This window comes from Kordiimonas marina, from assembly GCF_023006325.1.
GTDB classification, from domain to species: Bacteria; Pseudomonadota; Alphaproteobacteria; order Sphingomonadales; family Kordiimonadaceae; genus Kordiimonas; species Kordiimonas marina.
Genome location: NZ_JAINDF010000005.1, coordinates 35,577 through 56,144, shown reverse-complemented (window position 1 = coordinate 56,144; position 20,568 = coordinate 35,577). Strand labels below are relative to the sequence as shown.

Annotated in this window: 21 protein-coding genes; 8 read left to right on the top strand and 13 right to left on the bottom strand. The window is 62.5% G+C overall.

From position 1 onward, the window contains the following. The first annotated feature begins 96 nt into the window (after nucleotides 1-96). Complete coding sequence (locus K6118_RS12070; RefSeq protein ID WP_247120616.1) at nucleotides 97-762, top strand: DJ-1/PfpI family protein; 666 nt, start codon at nucleotides 97-99, stop codon at nucleotides 760-762. Nucleotides 763-847: 85 nt separating this feature from the next. On the opposite strand, the gene secB is transcribed toward K6118_RS12070, so the two are convergent. Together secB and K6118_RS12060 are read right to left on the bottom strand one after the other, a co-directional pair. Continuing rightward, the gene (gene secB, locus K6118_RS12065) at nucleotides 848-1,414 is read right to left on the bottom strand and encodes a protein-export chaperone SecB (protein WP_247120615.1); all 567 of its coding nucleotides are present in this window, start codon (nucleotides 1,412-1,414) and stop codon (nucleotides 848-850) included. A 129-nt stretch (nucleotides 1,415-1,543) separates the two neighbouring features. Continuing rightward, on the bottom strand, nucleotides 1,544-2,044 hold the full coding sequence (locus K6118_RS12060; RefSeq protein ID WP_247120614.1) for an FxsA family protein: 501 nt from the start codon (nucleotides 2,042-2,044) through the stop codon (nucleotides 1,544-1,546). A 102-nt stretch (nucleotides 2,045-2,146) separates the two neighbouring features. Between K6118_RS12060 and K6118_RS12055 the strand changes: the two genes are divergently transcribed. The 5 genes from K6118_RS12055 to K6118_RS12035 all read left to right on the top strand — a co-directional run bounded on the left by K6118_RS12055 (nucleotide 2,147) and on the right by K6118_RS12035 (nucleotide 6,590). After that, complete coding sequence (locus K6118_RS12055; RefSeq protein WP_247120613.1) at nucleotides 2,147-2,797, top strand: Tim44/TimA family putative adaptor protein; 651 nt, start codon at nucleotides 2,147-2,149, stop codon at nucleotides 2,795-2,797. Between the two features lie 4 nt (nucleotides 2,798-2,801). Further along, on the top strand, nucleotides 2,802-4,010 hold the full coding sequence (gene mltA, locus K6118_RS12050) for a murein transglycosylase A (RefSeq protein ID WP_247120612.1): 1,209 nt from the start codon (nucleotides 2,802-2,804) through the stop codon (nucleotides 4,008-4,010). Continuing rightward, nucleotides 4,007-4,594, top strand: coding sequence for a Smr/MutS family protein (locus K6118_RS17575; RefSeq protein ID WP_247120611.1), 588 nt, complete (start codon nucleotides 4,007-4,009; stop codon nucleotides 4,592-4,594). Before mltA ends, K6118_RS17575 begins: the two co-directional genes overlap by 4 nt. Then, entirely contained in the window at nucleotides 4,591-4,971 is a 381-nt protein-coding gene (locus K6118_RS12040; RefSeq protein WP_247120610.1) for a helix-turn-helix domain-containing protein, read from the top strand. The genes K6118_RS17575 and K6118_RS12040 overlap by 4 nt, the downstream gene beginning before the upstream one ends. A gap of 83 nt (nucleotides 4,972-5,054) precedes the next feature. Next, entirely contained in the window at nucleotides 5,055-6,590 is a 1,536-nt protein-coding gene (locus K6118_RS12035; RefSeq protein ID WP_247120609.1) for a YifB family Mg chelatase-like AAA ATPase, read from the top strand. Nucleotides 6,591-6,610: 20 nt separating this feature from the next. Here the strand turns inward: K6118_RS12035 and K6118_RS12030 are convergent, their stop codons facing one another. Together K6118_RS12030 and K6118_RS12025 are read right to left on the bottom strand one after the other, a co-directional pair. Then, a complete protein-coding gene (locus K6118_RS12030; protein ID WP_247120608.1) occupies nucleotides 6,611-7,279 on the bottom strand; it encodes a hypothetical protein in 669 nt (222 codons plus the stop codon). A gap of 287 nt (nucleotides 7,280-7,566) precedes the next feature. Beyond that, entirely contained in the window at nucleotides 7,567-8,091 is a 525-nt protein-coding gene (locus K6118_RS12025) for a SixA phosphatase family protein (RefSeq protein WP_247120607.1), read from the bottom strand. 133 nt (nucleotides 8,092-8,224) lie between these two features. Between K6118_RS12025 and K6118_RS12020 the strand changes: the two genes are divergently transcribed. Continuing rightward, nucleotides 8,225-8,854: an alpha/beta fold hydrolase gene (locus K6118_RS12020; protein ID WP_247120606.1), complete on the top strand. Its 630-nt coding sequence runs from the start codon at nucleotides 8,225-8,227 to the stop codon at nucleotides 8,852-8,854. A gap of 48 nt (nucleotides 8,855-8,902) precedes the next feature. Here the strand turns inward: K6118_RS12020 and acs are convergent, their stop codons facing one another. From acs to rpmI, 6 genes are all read right to left on the bottom strand, one after another. Continuing rightward, nucleotides 8,903-10,840 (bottom strand): acetate--CoA ligase, encoded by a 1,938-nt coding sequence (acs, locus tag K6118_RS12015; protein ID WP_247120605.1) that lies wholly within the window; start codon nucleotides 10,838-10,840, stop codon nucleotides 8,903-8,905. A gap of 152 nt (nucleotides 10,841-10,992) precedes the next feature. Then, nucleotides 10,993-11,985, bottom strand: a complete 993-nt coding sequence (locus K6118_RS12010) for an SAM-dependent methyltransferase (protein WP_247120604.1) — start codon at nucleotides 11,983-11,985, stop codon at nucleotides 10,993-10,995. Between the two features lie 129 nt (nucleotides 11,986-12,114). Next, on the bottom strand, nucleotides 12,115-14,514 hold the full coding sequence (pheT, locus tag K6118_RS12005) for a phenylalanine--tRNA ligase subunit beta (RefSeq protein ID WP_247120603.1): 2,400 nt from the start codon (nucleotides 14,512-14,514) through the stop codon (nucleotides 12,115-12,117). Beyond that, a complete protein-coding gene (pheS, locus tag K6118_RS12000) occupies nucleotides 14,511-15,590 on the bottom strand; it encodes a phenylalanine--tRNA ligase subunit alpha (RefSeq protein ID WP_247120602.1) in 1,080 nt (359 codons plus the stop codon). Before pheS ends, pheT begins: the two co-directional genes overlap by 4 nt. Nucleotides 15,591-15,740: 150 nt before the next feature. Beyond that, nucleotides 15,741-16,100, bottom strand: a complete 360-nt coding sequence (rplT, locus tag K6118_RS11995) for a 50S ribosomal protein L20 (RefSeq protein ID WP_247120601.1) — start codon at nucleotides 16,098-16,100, stop codon at nucleotides 15,741-15,743. Nucleotides 16,101-16,137: 37 nt separating this feature from the next. Continuing rightward, nucleotides 16,138-16,338, bottom strand: coding sequence for a 50S ribosomal protein L35 (gene rpmI / locus K6118_RS11990; RefSeq protein WP_247120600.1), 201 nt, complete (start codon nucleotides 16,336-16,338; stop codon nucleotides 16,138-16,140). Nucleotides 16,339-16,600: 262 nt separating this feature from the next. Here rpmI and K6118_RS11985 point away from each other — a divergent pair, with 262 nt between their 5' ends. Continuing rightward, a complete protein-coding gene (locus K6118_RS11985) occupies nucleotides 16,601-17,482 on the top strand; it encodes a TraB/GumN family protein (protein ID WP_247120599.1) in 882 nt (293 codons plus the stop codon). 31 nt (nucleotides 17,483-17,513) lie between these two features. Here K6118_RS11985 and K6118_RS11980 read toward each other — a convergent pair whose 3' ends face one another. The 3 genes from K6118_RS11980 to K6118_RS11970 all read right to left on the bottom strand — a co-directional run bounded on the left by K6118_RS11980 (nucleotide 17,514) and on the right by K6118_RS11970 (nucleotide 20,566). Continuing rightward, complete coding sequence (locus tag K6118_RS11980) at nucleotides 17,514-18,623, bottom strand: hypothetical protein (protein ID WP_247120598.1); 1,110 nt, start codon at nucleotides 18,621-18,623, stop codon at nucleotides 17,514-17,516. Continuing rightward, entirely contained in the window at nucleotides 18,620-19,360 is a 741-nt protein-coding gene (pyrF, locus tag K6118_RS11975) for an orotidine-5'-phosphate decarboxylase (protein ID WP_247120597.1), read from the bottom strand. The genes K6118_RS11980 and pyrF overlap by 4 nt, the downstream gene beginning before the upstream one ends. Nucleotides 19,361-19,459: 99 nt before the next feature. Next, a complete protein-coding gene (locus tag K6118_RS11970) occupies nucleotides 19,460-20,566 on the bottom strand; it encodes a hypothetical protein (RefSeq protein WP_247120596.1) in 1,107 nt (368 codons plus the stop codon). Between the last annotated feature and the right edge of the window lie 2 nt (nucleotides 20,567-20,568).

Genomic DNA, 20,568 nt, shown 5'->3' with positions numbered 1-20,568 from the left:
TTGGCAGAAATCAATAATAATGTGTCATATCAGCCAAGGTCGGGCAAGCGTAGGGTCGGGCCATCAGCAACGGCAAGCTTTGGCCTGAAGGAGACGATGATGGAGATCGGTTTTTATCTATACCCCGGCATGACCCAGCTGGATTTTACCGGCCCCTATGAGGTGCTGGCGCATGTGCCCGGCGCACGGGTGCATCTGGCCGCGAAAAGCCTGGACCCGATCGAGTCCGATAGCGGGCTCAGGATCCTGCCCACGGTCACATTGGCGGACTGCCCGCAGCTTGACGTGCTGTGCGTTCCCGGCGGCCCGCATGTGGACGCCTTGCTCAAGGATGAGGAAACACTCGAATTCCTGAGGCGGCAGGGCGCGCACGCCAAATATGTCACCTCCGTCTGCACCGGATCGCTCATCCTCGGCGCGGCGGGGCTTCTGAAGGGCTATAAGGCCACCTCGCACTGGACATCGGTTGATATGCTCAAGGCTTTCGGCGCCATCCCGACCGCGGGCCGGGTCGTGCGCGACCGTAACCGGTTCACGGGTGGCGGCGTGACGGCAGGGATCGACTTCGCGCTCACGCTGGTGGCGGAGATGGTGGGCGAGAAGACCGCCAAGATGATCCAGCTCGCCACCGAATATAACCCGGCACCGCCGTTCGAGGGCGGGCACCCGGACGTGGCAGAGCCCGAGATTGTCGCGGCGGTCTCAGCCGTGATGCAGGAAAGGCTGGATAAGCGCCGCGCGGCCGTGGGCGCCGCGGCATAAGCCCGACAGTCTGCCCAAAAGGAAACGGCTGCTGAGGTATCCCTCGGCAGCCGTCCTTGCATTTCGGAACGGTTGTCTGAACCGATCAGTTAAGGCTGATCGGTGCAGGGTCTTCGCTGTCCCCTGCAGCATTCGCTGCCTGGGCTTGTTGCGCTTCCTGGGCCGCTTGGGCCTGGTAAAGCGCTTCGAAGTTGATCGGCTCCAGAAGGAGCGGCGGGAAGCCACCGTCGCGCGAAGCGTCGGCGATGATCCGGCGTGCAAACGGGAACATCATGGTCGGGCCCTGGATCAGCAGGAACTGCTTGAGGGCTTCTTCCGGGAGGCCCCGGACACCGAAGAGCGTGGCGTAGGCCAGCTCGACCACGAAGGCAACATGGCTCTCGCTGCCATCTTCGTTGGCGTGCGATGCGGTTGCGGAGATTTTCAGTTCGACCTCATAAACTTCGTCGTTCATCTTGCGGACGCCGACATTGACATTGACGTCAATCGCGGGCTTCGCAGCCGACAGGGCCTGCAGGCTTGCGGGCGCATTCGGGTTCTCGAAGGACAGGTCTTTGATATACTGGGCCAGAACGCCGGCTTGCGGGCCTTCGGCACCTTCGGGTGCGGCGCCCATCGGCGTCTGATCGGTGGTAAATTCGTTATCAGCCATTTTATCACTCTTGTTTGTCTGCCATCCCCCATGGCCTCCACGGCTTGGGAGACCGGCGAATTCGGGTGAACGGCTAGCACGGTTTCAGCCATCCGACAACCTGCAAATGTGGTGTGTGCGGCGCGTTTCCTAATTTTCCGGCCCGTTTGGACCGATATGAGGCGGAGTATCTGTGTGCTGGTCACCTCTTCCGCGTGTAGGGCGGTCGGGGTGATCGGTTTCCACAAAATCCCCTTCGATGATGATGGTGGTCTGGCTTGTGCCGCTCCCGCGCCGGACCATCAGGTGTGCAAAGCCAAGCTTGGCCAACAGCATCCGGACAGGCGGGATCAGGAGCAAGGCCCCGATAGTATCGGTGACAAAGCCGGGGATCAGAAGGAAGAAACCCGCGACCACCAGGAAAAAGCCATGGACGAGGCTGGCGCCGATCGGCTCCCCCCGGTTCGCGGCCGTTTGCATGTCCGCAAGGACCTTCAGGCCCTGGTGGCGGACGAGCGTCAGGCCGATGGCGGCGGTCAGGAGGCAAAGCCCCACGGTGTTGAGCGCCCCGATTTCGCCGCCGACGTGAATAAGCACCGTCAGCTCGACAACCGGGATGGCTAAAATAGCCATAAGAATGATCAGCGGCATTCCTTGTTCTTTCCTGTGATTCCCCTTATCTATTAGGGGATGAACGGGTGCCGCTTCAATGGGGTGCTTGGAAAAACCGTAATTTCAGCTTCTGGGATCGATATGTTTGAAATCGTTCTGCTTGCCATGGTCGCCGCCTTTATCCTCCTGAGGCTGCGGTCGGAACTTGGCAAAAAAACTGGTAACGAGCCATTGCCGCCTTTTGCCCGCCAGGCCCCTGAAGGCCCGAACGGCCATGTGATCGAGGGTGAAACCGTCCCCCGCGAGGCGCAGGATAATATTATCGACCTGACGGCCGACCCCAAGCTGCGCCGTGCCCTGGAAGATATCCGCCGCGCTGACCGCAGTTTCGACCCGGCAGCCTTCATGGACGGCGCGAAAAGCGCCTACCAGATGATTCTGGAAGCCTTCTGGGCCGGGGACCGCAAAACCCTTCAGGAGTTTCTGGACGATCAGGTCTACAGCCAGTTCGAAGGGGCGATCACCGCGCGCGAGAAGAATAATTACAAGCTTGAAAACCGGCTTCTGGAAATTGAGAAGGCGGAGCTTGTCGGCGCGCAACTGGTGGACGGCAGCGCTGAGCTGACCGTTCATTTCAAGGCCGAGGTCATCGCCATCACCCGCGATCAAGATGGCAATGTGGTCGAAGGCGATGTTTCGGACGCGGTCGAGATGAACGACAAATGGACATTCGCGCGCTCCACCCGGTCACGTGACCCGAACTGGACCCTCGTCGCCACCCGGGCGGCCTGACCTCATGCGCAGGGTATGGGCATGGCTTGCGGCCTTTCTGCTGCTGGCACTGCCTCTTGTCGCGGCCTATTTCCTGATTTCCGCCCCGAAAGCGGGCTTGAGCTTCCGCGCAGTGTCGTTCGAGGACCTACCGGGCTGGCACAAGGACCTGGTGATCGAGGCCCTGCCCGCCCTCCAGAAAAGCTGTGACAAGATCCTGTCCCTGCCGCCGGAACGCCGCCTGCCCGGCGCCAGGATCGGCGGCACCGCGGGCGACTGGCAGGAAGCCTGCCGCGATATCATGCTGGTTCATGCCGAAGACGAGCTGCGCCATATCCTGGAAAGCCGTTTCACGCCGCTTGAAGTGTCGGTCGGCGGTAAAACGGCGGGCACCTTCACCGGCTATTATGAAACCCTGCTGCACGGCAGCCGCACCCGGTCTGCCCGCTATCACATCCCGCTTTATGCCCGCCCGGATGACCTTGTCAGCGTCGACCTCGGCACGTTCCGGGACGACCTGAAGGGCCGCCGCATCGCCGGGCGTGTCGTTGGCAACAAGCTGGTCCCCTATGCCGACCGGGAGGCGATCGAGGACGGCGCGCTCAAGGGCCGCGACCTTGAAATCCTGTGGGTCGACAATCCTATCGATGCTTTCTTCCTGCAGATCCAGGGCTCCGGCCGGGTACAGATGGATGATGGAAGCCTGATCCGCGTCGGCTATGCCGGGCAAAACGGCCACCCCTATTATGCCATCGGCCGCAAGCTGATCGCCGATGGCGAAATCGCGCCCGAACATATGTCGATGCAGGCGATCCGCGCCTGGCTGAAGGCGCACCCGGACCAGATGGACGCGGTGATGAACACCAACCCGTCGTTCGTTTTCTTCCGTCTTTTGGACGGCACCGACGGGCCTTACGGCTCTGCCGGGGTGCCCCTGACCGCGCGCCGCTCAATGGCGGTGGACCGGGTGCATCTACCGCTCCATGCGCCGGTGTGGCTCGCCACCAGCTATCCTGCGCCCGATAGCGCGGTTGACGAACCCGGCGTGCCCTTCGAGCGCCTGATGGTGGCGCAGGACACGGGCGGTGCCATCAACGGCGAAATCCGCGGCGATGTCTTCTGGGGCTTTGGCGACGAGGCCGAGGCCATTTCCGGCCGCATGAACAATGAAGGCCGCTATTGGCTGCTGCTTCCCAAGGCCCTGGCCGCGCGCGCGGTGGAGACCGGGTCGTGAGCAAGCGCAAGGACATGATGACGCCGGAAGAGCGCGCCCTGTGGGAAACGGTGACCCGCACGGTCACCCCGCTCGGCGAGCGCCCGGACGCGCCGCCCATTGCCCCCCGGCGCATGGTGCGCCCGCTTGGGCGCGGCGCCGAGCTTCCGGCTGACTGGTTCGCCGGGACGGCGCCCGAGCCCGAAAAGACCATCGACCGCAAGACCCGCAGGCGGCTGGTTCGCGGGCAGATGCCGGTGGCGCGCTCGGTCGATCTGCACGGCCTTAACCAGGAACAGGCGCAGCGTCTGCTCAAACGCACGGTCGAGTCTGCGGTGCGCGCGGGCGAAAAAACCCTGCTTGTCGTCACCGGTAAGGGCGGCAAGCGTTTTGCCCAAAGCGATGGCACACCCGCCGCCTTCCGCACGCGGAGTGATTTCGATCAGTTCGGCGGTGTTCTCAAGCGCATGGTGCCTCTGTGGCTTGAGGGGCCGGATCTCAAGCCCTTCATTCAGTCTTACGGTCCGGCCGCGCCCGACCATGGCGGTGACGGGGCGCTTTACGTCCTCCTGCGCCGCAAAAGCCCCCTGGAGCGCAGGTCATGACCCCATTCGGTGACAGGTTGCGTGCCCTCAGGCGCGCGAAAGGCGTCAGCCAGGCCGATATGGCGGCGGATATCAATGTTTCGCCCGCTTACCTGTCCGCGCTCGAACACGGCAAGCGGGGGGCGCCGTCCTGGGCGTTCATCCAGAAGGTCATCCAGTATTTTGGGCTGATCTGGGATGAAGCCGAGGCCCTGAAGGACCTGGCGCTCATGTCCCGGCCCAAGGTGACGATCGACACCTCGGGGCTCGACCCGCGCGCGACCGAGGCGGTCAACCTGCTCGCGCGCCGGATCGGCCGCCTGACCGAGCGGGAACTGGACCAGCTTCTGGCGCTCGTCAGCGACGTCCCGGCCCGGGACTATGGCCCGCGTTCCTAGCCTTTCTTAGCTTCAAGTCTTTCTGGACCTTGTTTCTGTTTTGTTCTAATCTCCACAATCCAGAACAGCAGAGCGGGGACTCTATGGTTGCAAGCGTGCAGACGGTGGCGTTCGAAGGCATTGAGGCCCGGCCGGTTGAGGTGCAGGTCCAGATCAGCCGGGGCATCCCCACCTTCACCGTGGTCGGCCTGCCGGACAAGGCAGTGAGCGAAGCGCGGGAACGCGTGCGCGCGGCCCTTTCGGCCATCGGCCTGTCGCTGCCCGCGGACCGGATCACCGTCAACCTGTCGCCTGCTGACCTCCCCAAAGAAGGCTCGCACTATGACCTGCCCATTGCGCTTGGGCTCCTCGTCGCGATGGCGGTGGTGCCCGCCGATGCGGCAGAAGGCGCGGTGGCGATGGGCGAACTGGGGCTTGATGGAACCTTACGCGCGGTCGCCGGTGCCTTGCCGGCGGCGATCCATGCCGCGGCGTCGGACAGCCGGTTCATCTGTCCTGCGGCTTCGGGGCCTGAGGCCGCCTGGGCCGGCGGCGGTGAAATTATCGCCGCGCCAAGCCTGCTCGCGCTCATCAACCATATCCGCGGCACCCAGATCCTGAGCCCACCTGAAGCCAAGCTGGCGGACACGCCCGAGGGCCAGCTCGACCTTCGTGACATCAAGGGTCAGGAGACGGCGAAGCGCGCCTTGGAAATCGCGGCGGCGGGCGGCCACACCATGCTCATGTCCGGCCCGCCGGGCTCAGGCAAATCGATGCTGGCCTCGCGCCTGCCGTCGATCCTGCCGCCGATGAGTGCCGAAGAAGCTTTGGAGACCAGCATGATCGCCTCGGTCGCCGGGCGGCTCGAAGGCGGCACCATCAGCCGCACCCGCCCATTCCGTGCCCCGCACCATTCCGCCAGCCAACCGGCGCTCATTGGTGGCGGCGCGCGCGCGAAACCGGGGGAAGTGTCGCTGGCGCACGCCGGTGTGCTATTCCTCGATGAGCTTCCGGAATTTTCCCGGCAAACGCTGGAAGCGCTGCGCCAACCGCTTGAAAGCGGCAAGGCGGTGATCGCGCGGGCAGCCGCCCATGTAAGTTATCCGGCCCAATTTCAACTGATCGCGGCGATGAATCCGTGCAAGTGCGGCTATCTTGCCGATGAAGGCATGAGCTGCGGCCGGGCGCCGCGCTGTGCCGCGGACTATCAGGCGCGTATCTCCGGTCCCCTGTTCGACCGGATCGACCTGCATGTGGATGTGCCCGCCGTGGCCGCATCCGACCTCAGCCTGCCGCCACCCAGGGAGGATTCTGCGGCTGTGCGCGCCCGCGTGGCAGCGGCGCGTGAGCGTCAGACGGAACGTTATCGCTCCCTTGGTGCGGCCAGTGTGCGCGTCAATGCCCAGGCGGATGGCGAGCTTCTGGAAAAGGTGGCAGCGCCTGACGCGGCAGGGCGGGAGCTTCTGACCCGCGCGGTCGATGCCATGCGCCTGTCCGCCCGCGGCTATCACCGGGTGCTCCGGGTTGCGCGCACGCTGGCGGACCTTGCGGGCACCGATGCCATCACCAGCGGCCATATTGCCGAGGCGCTCAGCTACCGGCGCATGAGCCCGCACAGCTTCGCCCGCGTCCGGGCATAACGGTAATATTCTTTTGAGGGTCAGATCATCACGGTGCCGGCGCGGCGCTGCTGGGTCGGGGAAGGCCTTGCCTTGCCGTCACCCGGCACGTCGATCGACACCACGCGCCAGAAGCGCTGGTAATTGCCGTCATGCACCACGGATTTCAGCACCATCGACAGTTTGGGGTCGAAATAGACCGTGTTGGTCTTGCGTTTGACCACATTACCCTTGTGATATTCGGTGACGATGTCGACCACGAACACCTTGCGCGCGCCTGTGGGCAGCTCGATGGTCTTTTGGTCGACAACGCTGAGGTTGGTCCAGAAATCGGCGCTGGTGCCGCGGTCGATATCCCGCGAGGTGCCGCTGAAGCTGACTTCCTTGCCGACCGTGAGCGGGAACAGGGGTTCAAGCTTGGCTTCGTCGAAATCGGCTTCCCAGTGATAGCCCTTGCCACGGCCGCTGACGGCATAAAGCCCGCGATAATAGGACCGGATGGCGGTTTCGCCGCCCTGCCACTGGAATTCGGTGGTGACCAGCTTGCCTTTGACTTCGCGGATTTCCGCCGTCATTTCCTGGCCGTAGCCCTTGATAAGCGCCCGTGTACCGACAATGGCCTCGGGTGACGCGGGGGCTTTCGCCACCGGGTTACAGCCGGCAAGACCAAGGGTCAGGCATATCAGGATCAGGCGTGAGGCAAGGGACACGCGTAGCTACTCCCCAACTGAACTTAAATCGTCATAGCACCCGTTCGGGACGGTGAAAAGGGCGCTGTTCACGGCGCCGTCCACTTCTCCCCTGGCCTTTGCATACAGAGACCTTGTGTCGTCATTATGTCGGTTTTTCTCCACCACCGAATGCAAACACGGACAAAGAGCAGTCAATCATAGCACGAAAGCCCGGGCGCCCGGCTCTAACGCACCATTTTGTGATTCGAACGCGATATTCAAGGTTACGCTGAAATAGTCCGGAGTGTGCCCTCCGGAGGAAGCCGTCAGGAAGATGCCTGATCGGCGGGGCGCTCGAACAGGGTCAGGCGGCCGCGGGCCGGGCCGATGGTGGCGAAATCATGGTCGGTGAACTCGATCCCGACAAGGCTGCCGGTCGGCAGTTTATAATCCAGCCGGTCCAGAAGGGCGGCGTCGCCACTGCCCGAGAGCGCGAGCGCGCAGTCCTGGAAGCCGGGGTTGTGGCCGATCAGCAGGACCGAGCTGAGCCCATGGCCTTCCTTGCGGACGATGTCGATCAGGTCGCTTGCGCTGGCACCATATAGGCTGTCGCTGAAGGTGACGGGGACATCCTCAAGCGCCCCGGCCTTCAAGGCGCCCTTCAGCGTGTCACGGGCGCGGCGGGCGGTTGAACACAGGATAAGGTCAGGCCGGATCTTGAGCGCACTGATCCGGCGGCCCATGGTTTTGGCGGCGCGGGTGCCGCGCTTGGCAAGCGGACGGTCATGGTCGGCCAGGTCGGGATGGTCCCAATCCGATTTGGCGTGCCTTAAAAGATAAAGTGTCACCATGTTCGGTCTCCCGCTCGTCTGTCGCCTACAGGGTCTTGTCCTGTCCTCAAGGCTGCACAGCATGACGGTCCGCGGCGCTTTGCACAAGTGGTGAAGGATGCTAGACGGGCAAAAGAAGCAAGAAAGGACGCACATGAAGGATGAGTTTCTGATCACGGGCGAGGGGTCCCTGGGCACGCTGCTCCTGGCGCACGGCGCTGGCGCAGGCATGGACAGCCCGTTCATGGACGCCTTCGCGCATGGCCTCGCGGCGCGTGGCCTGAAAGTTGTGCGGTTCGAGTTTCCCTATATGGCGAAACGGCGGGAAGATGGCAAAAAGCGCCCGCCGGACCGGGCGCCCAAACTGTTGGAACATTTCCAGAGTGTGATTGATCAGGTGGGTGGTGAAGACCCGCTTTTCATCGGCGGCAAGTCGATGGGCGGGCGCATGGCGAGCCTGATCGCGGCTGAAAAGCCCGCAGGTGTCGCAGGCCTCATCTGCCTCGGCTATCCGTTCCACGCGCCGGGCAAGCCCGAGAAGGTGCGCACCGAGCATTTCCCGGACATTGCCATGCCCGCGCTGATCGTCCAGGGCGAACGCGACCCGTTCGGCGGCGCCGCACTTCTCGATAGCCTGAGCCTGCCCGGAAATATTCGTGTCGCGCGGATGCCGGACGGCGACCATGACCTGAAACCGCGCAAGAAATCCGGTTTCACCACCGAGGAAAACTGGCAGAAAGCGATGGATGCCGTCGCCGGGTTTGCCGGGGGCGTGAGCGCATGAAAAAAGGGGCCTGATGGCCCCTTTTCCAAGTCTTTTGCCTTCTGAATGCTATTTGTTCAGGCGGTGTTCGATCAGGTCCTCAACCACCGATGGGTCGGCGAGGGTGGAGATATCACCCAGGTTCCCGAATTCGTTTTCGGCGATCTTCCTGAGGATACGGCGCATGATCTTGCCCGAGCGGGTCTTGGGCAGGCCGAGCGCGAACTGGATATGATCCGGGCTCGCGACCGGGCCGATTTCCTTGCGGACAAGGGCGACCAGTTCTTTCCTCAGATCCTCGGACGGTTCAACGCCCTCAGGCGGCGTGACATAGGCATAGATGCCCTGTCCCTTGATGTCGTGCGGGTAGCCCACCACGGCGGACTCGGTGACGTGTGGGTGCTCGTCCAGGACGGATTCGATCTCGGCGGTGCCGATCCGGTGGCCGGAGACGTTGATCACGTCATCGACCCGGCCGGTGATCCAATAATAGCCGTCCTCGTCGCGTTTGCAGCCGTCGCCGGTGAAATACATGCCCTTGTAGGCCGAGAAATAGGTCTGCTTGAAGCGTTCATGATCCCCGTAAACCGTGCGCATCTGGCCGGGCCAGCTGTCGGTGATGACGAGGTTGCCTGAGGTGGCGCCTTCGAGGACCTTGCCGTCGCCGTCAACGAGTGCGGGCTTGACGCCGAAGAAGGGCCGGGTGGCCGATCCGGGCTTCGTTGCCGTCGCACCAGGCAGCGGCGTGATCATGGCGCCGCCGGTTTCGGTCTGCCACCAGGTGTCGACGATCGGGCAGCGCTTATCGCCCACCACGTCGTGATACCACATCCAGGCTTCCGGGTTGATCGGTTCGCCCACCGAGCCGAGAAGGCGCAGGCTTGACCGGTCGGTTCCCTTCACGGGGCCGTCGCCCAGGCGTTCCAGCGCGCGGATGGCGGTCGGGGCGGTATAGAAGATGTTGACCTTGTGCTTTTCAACCACTTTCCAGAAGCGGCTGGCGTCCGGGTAGGTCGGCACGCCTTCGAAGACAAGGCTGGTGGCGCCGTTCGCCAGCGGGCCATAGACGATATAGCTGTGGCCGGTGACCCAACCAACATCGGCGGTGCACCAGTAAATCTCACCCGGCCGGTAGTCGAAGACATATTCATGGGTCATCGAGGTCCAGACCATATAGCCGCCGGTGGTATGGAGCACGCCCTTGGGCTTGCCGGTGGAGCCGGAGGTATAGAGGATAAAGAGCGGGTCCTCGGCGCTCATTTCCTCAGGCGCGCATTTGGCCGGAACGGTGGCCGAGGCTTCATGGAGCCAGACATCGCGGCTTTCGTTCCAGGCGACATCGCCGCCGGTGCGGCGGACGACGATCACGCTTTCCACTTCCGGGCATTTCTCGCACGCGGCATCGACATTGGCCTTGAGCGGGATCTTCTTGGACCCGCGCAGGCCTTCGTCGGCGGTGATGACCATGCTGGACTGGCAGTCGTCGATGCGGCCCGCCAGCGCTTCGGGCGAGAAGCCGCCGAACACCACGGAATGCACGGCACCGATGCGCGCGCACGCCAGCATGGCATACACGGCTTCGGGGATCATCGGCATATAGATGGTGATGCGGTCCCCCTTCTTCGCGCCCTGGTCCTTCAGGACGTTCGCGAAGCGGCAGACATGCTCGTAAAGCTCGCCATAGGTGATATGGGCGTCATCCGACGGGTCGTCGCCTTCCCAGATCAGCGCGACATCGTCTTTCTTTTCGGGCAGGTGGCGGTCGATACAGTTGACCGAGGCATTGAGCGTGCCGTCTTCGAACCATTTGATCGATACGTCACCGGTGAAGTCTGTGTTCTTTACTTTCGTGAACGGCTTCATCCAGTCGATGCGGGCCGCCTGCTCACGCCAGAAGCCTTCCGGGTCGGTGACCGACCGCTCGTACATGGCCAGATATTGTTCGTTGGTGCAATGTGTGCCCTCAAGCGCCGATGCCGGCACCGGGAACGTCAGATGTTCGCTCATACCTTACTCCCTCAGATAACAGAGAAGGATCATGACCGGACGGACAGGTTGTTGCAAGTCCACAACCCGTGAGACAGGCAGGGAAGGCGGCGGAAACAGGTGAAATTTTCTATGGAGGCAGGATAGGCCCGCCATGAAGGCGTGGTCAGGTCTTACCAGTCCGACATCATCGACGGGCCGCCGGACTTTTTGTTGCAAACAATCCGCCACAGCTTCAGGTCGCCGGTTTCCAGCATCTTCTTGCGCCGGGTCCAGAATTCGGCTTCACGCATCAGGGTCTGTATCATGACGGTGCCGTCTTCGCGCTTGGCGAGCTTGGCCGCCACTTCGTCAGCGCCGGCCCAGGCCTTGTTGATCATCTCGATATATTGAAGGCTGATATCTTCCGAAACGCGGACCTGCAGGCGGTTGCGCTTCAGGATGTCCGTCATGTCCTCTACCAGCACCGGGAAGGGACGCAGGCGCTCCCCGACGACCCATTCCTTGTAGCGGTCTTTGCCGAGCACGGAATCCGAGCTCAGCACATAATCGGTAATCAGGCACAAGCCACCGGGTTTCAGCTTGTCCTCGATCTTCTCGATCATGGCAGCCTTGTCTTCGATGGTATAAAGCGCTTCCTTCGCCAGCACGCGGTCGAACTTGCGGTCGAACCCCTCGAAATCGTTGGGGTTATATTGCTCCAGCGTCGCCTTTTTCTCCATTCCGGCCATTTTGGAGAGCTTGTTGCCCTTGTCGACAAGGGTTTGCGACTCTTCATAGCCGGTGATCCAGACACCGAACCGGTCACACAGCACGCGGGCAGGCCCGCCGAGGCTGGCCCCGATCTGCAGCATGGACATTTCCGGGCTCAGCGCCAGGAGTTTGGAAAGGGAGACGATATAGTCCGGCCCCCCCGGACCGCAAAAGCCCTTGCCCCAGATATATTGGGCAATGTCGACCGTGGCTTCATCCCACGGGTCCAGGTTTTCGGCATCCAGCCGTTTCGGCTTATCGGTTTTTGGCGCTGAGGCGGCTGTGGCTTCGGGCTTGGGCTGCCGGGCTTGTAGCCGTTTTTTGATATCGTCAGGATCATACCCTTCCCACCACGCCTTAAGGCGCAGCTTTAAGGGAACGCTCGCGTCCGATTTGTTTTGCTTTCCGGCCAAGTTAGGTGCCCATACCTTAAAAAGAACGGAGTTAACCCCATTCTTAAATACCTCTCTCCCGCCTATGAAAACCGATCGGGAACTTTTTTCAAGCCCGATCGATTAAAATTTGATCTATTTTTTCGGGTTCTAGCTCCGAAGAACGGCCCCGGTGGCCTTTTCAGCGGCTGCGCAAACGCGCCCGGCAATGGCCTCAATGTCCTTATCCGCGAAGGTGGCATCGGTCGGCGTCAGCAGCACGGAAAGCGCGATTGACTTCTGACCTTCCGGCACACCTTTGCCTTCATAGACGTCGAAAACGCTGACATCGGTGATGAAGGTTTTATCCGACCCCTTCACCGCGCGCACAAGGTCAGCCACCTTGGTATCCCGCTCGACGAGGAAAGCGAAATCGCGTTCCACGGACTGCAGGTTGGAAACCGTCAGCGCCGGACGGGCGGCATCGGTTTTCTTCGGCTGCGGGATGCGGTCCAGATAGACTTCGAAGCCGACAACGGGGCCGTCTGCGTCCAGGCCCTTCAGGGCCTTGGGGTGCAATTCGCCGAAGCTTGCCAGGACATTCTTGGGCCCCAGGCGCAGCGTGCCGGACCGGCCGGGGTGGTAATAGTCCGGGGCTTCGTCGAATGCCTGCAGGTTGGCGACAGGCGCGCCGACGGCTTCAAGGGCTGCCATGGCATCGCGCTTGGCGTCGAAGACATCGACGGTGCGGGTGCTCGTGGCCCAGTGACGATCGGCGAAGCGACCGGCGCGGATACCGGTGGCGACCAGCAGCTGGCCTTTTTCCGTGTCGTCCAGATAAACCGGCCCAACCTCGAACAGAGCAACCCCTTGCGCGCCGCGGTCGCGGTTGCGCTGGGCGGCTTCCACCAGGTTCGGCAGGACCGATGGGCGCATACAATCCAGCTCGGACGAGACCGGGTTGTCGACGATAAGACAATCGTTCCCACCGCCGAACAGGGTGGCCAGCGTGCGGTTCATGAAGGACCAGGTCATGGTTTCATGGAGACCGACGGCGGCGAGTCGCCTTTTGGCGGCGCGGGCGCGCTTCTGGCGCGGGCTCAGTGTCGTGCCGGCTTTATGGTCGGTCACCGGCAGCTGAACTGACGGGATATTGTCATAGCCGTGGATGCGCAGGACTTCCTCGACAATGTCGGCTTCGCCTTCGACATCGCGGCGCCAGCTCGGCACTTCGACCGTGTAGGGGTCATCGCCGATAACGGTGAAGCCGAGACGGTCCAGGATCGCGAGGCTTTCGTCCGCGCTGAGGTCAACGCCGCCCAGGGTCTTCACGCGGCTCGCGCGGAACGGCACGGCGCGGCCCCAGTCCGGCGTCACGCCCGCCTGGAACAGCGTGCTCGGCTTGCCGCCGCAGAGATTGAGGATCATCTGGCTGGCGATCTCGGCGCCGGTCTCGACGAACAGCGGGTCGACACCGCGCTCGAACCGGTAGCGGGCATCGGTGATGATGCCGTGCTTGCGGCCGGTGATGGCGGTGCGTTTGGGGTCGAAATAGGCGACCTCGAGGATGACGTCGGTGGTGGTCTCGTCACAGCCGGTGTCTTCGCCGCCGATAATGCCGCCGAAGCCCTGAACGCCGGCGTCGTCCGCGATCACGGTCTCGCCGCCTTCGGCCGTGTAGGTCTTGCCGTCGAGCGCGAGGAAGCTTTCGCCAGCCTCGGCCAGCCGGGCTTTCAGGTTGCCGGTCAGCTTGTTCGCATCATAGACGTGGAGCGGGCGGCCGAGATCGTAGGAGATATAGTTGGTGACATCGACAAGCGCGGAGATAGGCCTCAGGCCGATGGCTTTCAGCCGGTCCTGCAGCCATTTGGGGCTGTCGCCGTTCTTCACGCCGGTGAACTTGCGGCCAATGAAGATCGGGCAGGCATCCTCAGCGCCTTCCGGCAGGTCGATCGAGACGGTGACGTCGCTCTCATACTCACCACCGACAGCCGTCGCCTTCAGGGGCTTCAGCGTGCCGAGGCCCGCCGCCGCCAGGTCGCGGGCGATGCCGTGCACACCCAGGCAGTCCTGCCGGTTGGGGGTGATGGCGATCTCGATCACCGGGTCATCCAGCTTGGCATAATCGGCAAAAGCCTGGCCGACAGGCGCGTCTTCGGGCAGTTCGATGATGCCGTCATGCTCGTCACCGAGCTCCAGCTCACGCACCGAGCACATCATGCCGTTCGATTCGACACCGCGGATCTTGGCTTTCTTGAGCGTCACATCGAGGCCGGGCACATAGGCGCCGGGCTGGCCGAGCACGACCTTGATGCCTGCGCGCGCGTTGGGGGCGCCGCAGACGATCTGCAGCGTTTCCGTGCCGGTCGAAACCTTGCAGACCCGGAGCTTGTCGGCGTCCGGATGGGGCTCGGCTTCCAGGACTTCGGCGACCGTGAAGGGCGCCAGCTTCTCGGCCGGGTTCTCAACACCTTCGACCTCAAGGCCGATGCTGTTCAGTGTGCTCAGGATTTCATCAAGGCCCGCCTCGGTTTCCAGGTGGTCCTTAAGCCAGTTCAGGGTGAATTTCATTTGCTCAGGCCTCCGGCGATGGTGGGCAGGTCGAGGGCGGCGAAGCCATAATGCTTCAGCCAGCGGAGATCAGCGTCGAAGAAGGCGCGCAGGTCGTTCATGCCGTATTTCAGCATGGCGAGGCGGTCGATGCCGACGCCGAATGCGAAGCCCTGATATTCGTTCGGGTCGAGGTTGCAGGCGCGGAGCACGTTCGGATGCACCATGCCGGACCCCAGGATTTCCAGCCAGTCGTTGCCGTCGCCGATCTTGACCGAGCCTTCATTGAAGCTGCACTGCACATCCACTTCCATCGACGGTTCGGTGAAGGGGAAATAGCTGGGGCGCAGCCGCAGCGTGACGGCGTCGACTTCGAAGAAGGCCTTCAGGAAGGCTTCCAAAGTGCCCTTGAGGTGACCAAGGTGGGTGTCACGGTCGATCACCAGGCCTTCGACCTGGTGGAACATCGGCGTATGCGTGGCGTCCGAGTCGTTCCGGTAGGTGCGGCCGGGCGCGATGATGCGGATCGGCGGCTTCTTGGAAAGCATGGTGCGGATCTGCACCGGGCTCGTGTGCGTCCTGAGGACCTTGCGGTCACCGTTTTCATCGGGCGTCAGGTAGAAGGTGTCATGGTCCTGGCGGGCCGGGTGCTCTTCCGGGATGTTGAGCGCGGTGAAGTTATGGAAATCGCTCTCGAGATCCGGGCCTTCGGCGACATCGAAGCCGAGGGAGGCGAAAATCTCGGCGATTTCGTCCATCACCTGGCTTACCGGGTGGATGGTGCCTGCGGGATGGTCCATCACCGGCAGGGTCACATCGACACGCTCAGCGGTGAGGCGCGCTTCCAGCGCGGCGTCTTCGAGTACATCTTTGCGGGCAGCAAGGGCGTCGGCGACTTCGGTCTTGAGACCGTTGAGCGCGGGGCCCATTTCCTTGCGCTCCTCAGGGCTCATGCCCCCAAGGCCTTTCATCAGCCCCGAGACACTGCCCTTCTTGCCGAGGGCGGCGACCCGGATATCTTCTAGCGCCTGAAGGTCGGCAGCACTACCGATCTGGGCGGTAAGCGCGTCCCGGAGGGCTGAAATCTGTTCCTGCATGACTTTTCCCGGTTTCCGAATGATCTAATCAAAGCCAGTGTCGCGGGGGCTGTCGCCGGATAGGCGGCCTCACCACCCGCGCAAATAGAAAGGGGACCTAGCCAACGGCCAGGCCCCCTTCATGTAACTTGGTCGCTTGCGCGAAGCACCTTAGTTGGCGAGGGCGGCCTTAGCCTGATTCACCAGTGCTTCAAACGCAGACGGTTCGTGGATCGCAAGGTCGCTCAGCACTTTCCGGTCAAGCTCGACGCCAGCGAGCGACAGGCCGTGCATGAACTGGCCGTAGGGCAGGCCGAGCGCGCGCGCACCGGCGTTGATCCGCTGGATCCAGAGAGCGCGGAAGTTGCGCTTCTTGGCTTTGCGGTCGCGGTATGCGTACTGGCCGGCTTTTTCTACAGCCTGGCGGGCAACCTTGATGGTATTCTTACGACGACCCCGGTAGCCTTTAGCAGCTTCCAGAACCTTCTTGTGACGAGCGTGGGATGTAACGCCGCGGGTAACACGTGCCATGGTATGGTCTCCTTAACCTTGAAGGGTCCGAAACGGCTTAGAGGCCGTAAGGGATGAACTTCCGAATGATGTTGGCGTCGCACTCAGCCATAATGGTGGTGCCGCGCTGGTTGCGGATCTGCTTGTTGGTGCGCTTGATCATGCCGTGCTGTTTGCCGGCCTGAGTCGCACGAACCTTACCTTTGGCGGTCAGGGTGAAGCGTTTTTTGACGCTCGACTTCGTCTTCATCTTGGGCATTTCTTGGTCTCCACTTTGCGTAAAGATTGCTGTTTTGAACGACCTCGGCAGCCCATATATCAGCCGGACCGTTCGATGAAGTGGGGTGTATACAGCCGCGCGCGCCGGTTTGCAAGTGGATTCATTGCGGTTTTAGGGCGCGTTTCTGCGGTTTCGGCCCGGCTTTTGCGTGTCCTGTTGCACCGACCCCCGGCACCGTGAAATTATTGCCGACGGGCCCGGCCGTCAAACGGTCGGCCAAATGACAATGAAGGATGGATTTGTGACCCGTAAACTGCGCTTTCTCGCCCTTGGTTTCCTGCTTGTGCTGGCCACCGCTTTCGGCCCCGCTTTCCAGGCCCAGGCGGCCCCTGCCCTGTGGCGCTACGGCGATCAGGACACCACGGTCTATCTGTTCGGCACCATCCATATCATGGAGCCGTCCACGCCCTGGCTAAGCCCGGAAATAAGCAAGGCCTTCGACAGCGCAGGCACGCTGATTGTCGAACTGGATGACGGCCAGCTCCAGAAAGCCGGGCCCTTGTTTGCCGCCGCGGGCAGGCTGCCTGAGGATCAGACCCTGCGCCTGGTTGTCGGCACCGGGGTCTATAACGATGTGCTGCGGCTCTGTAAAAAGCTCAGCGTGCCGACCTCGGCGTTTGATCATGCCCGGCCTTGGTTTACCGCCATGTCGTTGAGCGTGGGGTCGCTTGTGCGCGCGGGCTATAACCCGGCCAGCGGCGCCGACAAGGCTTTCCTCGCCATGGCGGAGAAGGGCAAAAAGGCGGTGGTGCCGCTTGAGACGGCCAGCTTTCAGGCCGGCCTGTTCGGCGGTCTCGACCCTGCATCCGAGAAAGCCATGCTGATCCAGACGCTCCGCGAGGCAAGCAAGATCAAGGCGATCTTCGGTGACATGCAGGAAGCCTGGGTCGCGGGGGAGCCTGACCGGCTGGCGCATATCATCAATGCGTCGATGGAAACCAGCCCGGCGCTGGCTGACCGCCTGCTCTATGCCCGCAACCGGGACTGGGCGGGCAAGCTCAGCCAGCTTCTGGACCATCCCGGCGTCTTTTTCGTTGCGGTCGGCGCAGGCCACCTGGCGGGGGATAAGTCGGTGATCGCGCTGATGACCCATAGCGGGATCGTGATCAAACGGGTGGAATAAAGGCGCGCGGGTCTTGCCCCGCCCACAGACGTCAGTCTTTTGCCCGGCTTTTGGTTTTGCCCGTCTTGCGCGCTTTCAGCGCCTCGATTTCGGCTTCGAGCTTTTCGATTCGCGCCTGCTGTTCGATCCACAGTTCGGCCCCCATGGTCAGGGCGTCCTGCGGGGTTGGCATCCAGTCTTTCTGGCTGTCGCCATACATGGAAAAGTCGTCGCCGAACAGCGGTGCCGGCAGGTCCGGAAAATAGCGTTTCCTGAGCTTCTCGTTGCTCCAGCGATAGAGATTCTGGAATTTGCGGGCATAGTCCTTCGGCGGCATGACGCCTTTGCCGGTGAATTTGTCTTCCAGCATGGCGATCAGGTCGCGCCGGTAGCCGTCCGCTTTTGGTCCATTGCCGCCGTTGCGGAGCTTGTTGAAGGTGGACAGGAATCGCTGGGCGATCGGCTGGATCGACAGGTTCTGCGGCTGGATTTCTTCCCATTCGGCGTCTGCCGGCAGGCTGAGCAGGTCGCAGAAATCGACGATCAGGTCGCCGTCCTTGAAATGCGCCCGGTCGAACAGCCGCACTGTCAGCGTGCCTTCCCCGAAAGCCTGTTCGTACATTTCCGCGATGCGCCAGTAATTATAGTAAAGCACCATCGTCTTGATGTTCATCTGTGGCCGGATGCGGGTGTGGCCCATCTTGAGCGCCGTAGTCAGCAGGCTGATGGCAGCTAGGTCCTGGCGGCGGACATAAAAGATGATCCGGACCTCATCGGCATAGCGGCGCAGGAAGGCGGCGAGCCGGGCGGCTTCCTCGGGCGTGTGGATGCGGCTGTGGCAATGTTCGTTGGTGAGGACGAGCGCCTTCAGCCCGCTTGCTGCGGCGGCTTCTTCATCCATGGCCTTTTCAAGCCGGGCGCGAAACGCTTCGATGCTTTCGTCCGCCCGAACATGGGCAAGGCCCATGAGATTCTTGTCGGATGTGTCTTCCTGGGCATAGGCGGCGAGCGCGGGCTGGTTGTCGTCCCCCGGTGCGTACGGGAACAGATAGCCGTGTGCCTTCAGCCGATCACGGTTGGCCTTCAGGAATGCCTGAAGGCTGGTGGAGCCGGTTTTCTCCGCCCCAATATGCAGATAACAGACCTGAAACGGCTTGGTCATGCCGCGGAAGACTCCGCATTGCCCCCGGACTTGAGACTTGCCGAGATCGCGCGGGCGGCCTCGGCCGGGTCCGCGGCCTGGGTGATCGGCCGGCCGATCACAAGGACATCGGCGCCGGCATCGACGGCGTCTTGCGGTGTCATCACCCGCTTCTGGTCGCCGACGGCGCTGCCCGCCGGGCGGATGCCGGGGACGACCAGCTTGAAGTCCGGCCGGGTGGCTGCGCGCGCGAGGGTGATTTCCTTCGGGCTGCAGACCATGCCGTCGAGACCGTTTTCGGCGGCCAGTCTGGCCAGGCGTGCGACCTGATCAGGCACGCTGTCGGCGACACCGATGGCCTTGAGGTCACTGTCGTCGAGGCTTGTGAGGATGCTGACGCCGATCACCCACGGCTTTTTCAGGCCGTGCTTGTCGGCTTCTTCCGCGGCTGTCTCGGCGGCGCGGCGCATCATCTCCGGTCCGCCCTGGGTATGGATGGTAAAAAGCTTCGGCGCGAGAGGCATCACGGCGCGGATGGCGCCTGCGACCGTGTTGGGGATATCATGGAACTTCAGGTCCAGGAAGATCGGCAGGCCCGCGTCGGCGACACGCTTGAAGCCGTCCGCCCCATTGGCGCAATAGAACTCCAGTCCCAGCTTGATTCCACCGACTGTGCCCTTCAGTTTTTTGGCCAGCGTCACGGCGTCGGCCGTGTCGGTGGTGTCGAGGGCGCAGAAAATTCGGTCGCTGGGGCGCATGGCGTGTCCTTTCGCTGATTGGACCGGCTGGGTTTCATGGGCTTTAGCCTGCTTCAGGTCCTGTTGGCAAGCCTTGGGTGTTCATCCCATTCCAGGCCGCTACAGCGCCGTCAGCCTATCGCGGAATTCTACCACATAGGCCTCGGTTGCGCCCAGGAGGCGTTTCCGCTTGGGGAAAGAGGCTTTCAGGTAAACAACCACATCATCCGGCGCCATCAATTCAAGCGGCTTGTCCTCTTCCGGATACCGGCTGAAATCGTCACCGAACAGGGGCGCGGGGCGGTCAGGCAGAAAGTGGCGGCGCAGGGCTTCGTTGTCTTCGGCGAACATGCCTGCAAAGGTTTGGGCGCGGGCGCGTCCGGGCATCAGGCCCCGGCCTTCGGCGCCTTGCTCCAGGGCCCGGACAAGGGCCAGGCGGCACACACCGGTCTCGGGGTGGAGGGGGCCGTCAGGCCAGCGGTTCACGGTATAAAGAAGCGCCTGGGCCGCTTTGTTCAGCGAACGGTTCTCATGGGCGGGGGTCCGCCAGCGGGCCTTCCGGTCCGTGCTGAGGTCAAGCCCGATCACGCGGCCGAAATCACCCACCAGGCCACCTTCCGCCCTGTGTGCGTCCTGATAGAGGCGGATATCCAGGGCATCGGCCCCGAAGACGCTTTCATACAGCTGGCTCACGCGCCAATGGTCATATTGCGGGTTATTCACCTGCGATTTGAACTCGGACCGATTAAGCGCAAAGCCGACCTTGAGCGCGGTCGAGAACAGGCTGACGGCAATCTCGTCCTGCCGCCGGATATAGAAGACGATGCGGACGTCTTCGGCCACTTCATGGAGAAGGGCTGCGAGGCGGCGGGCATCTTTGGGACGCCGGACCTCCGACTGGCAGTGCTCGCTTGACAGGACCAGCGTGTCTGCGCCCTTGGCGGCCGCGGTCACTTCGTCCAGGAAGGCGCGCCGGAAGTCCCTGTGCAGGGCTTCAAGCGCCGCTTTATCGGGGATGCGGAAATTTTTCAGGAACCCGGCATTGCTGAAATCCGCCTGGGCGTATTTCGCCAGCAGCATATGGTTCTGGCCGCCCGGGCTTTCAGGATACACAACCCCGGCCTTCGCCAGCTTTCCCCGGTTGAGGGCCAGGAAATTCTGAAGCGCGGTCGTGCCGGTTTTTTCGCCACCGATGTGCAGGTAGGCGGTTTTATAAGGACGGGTCATGG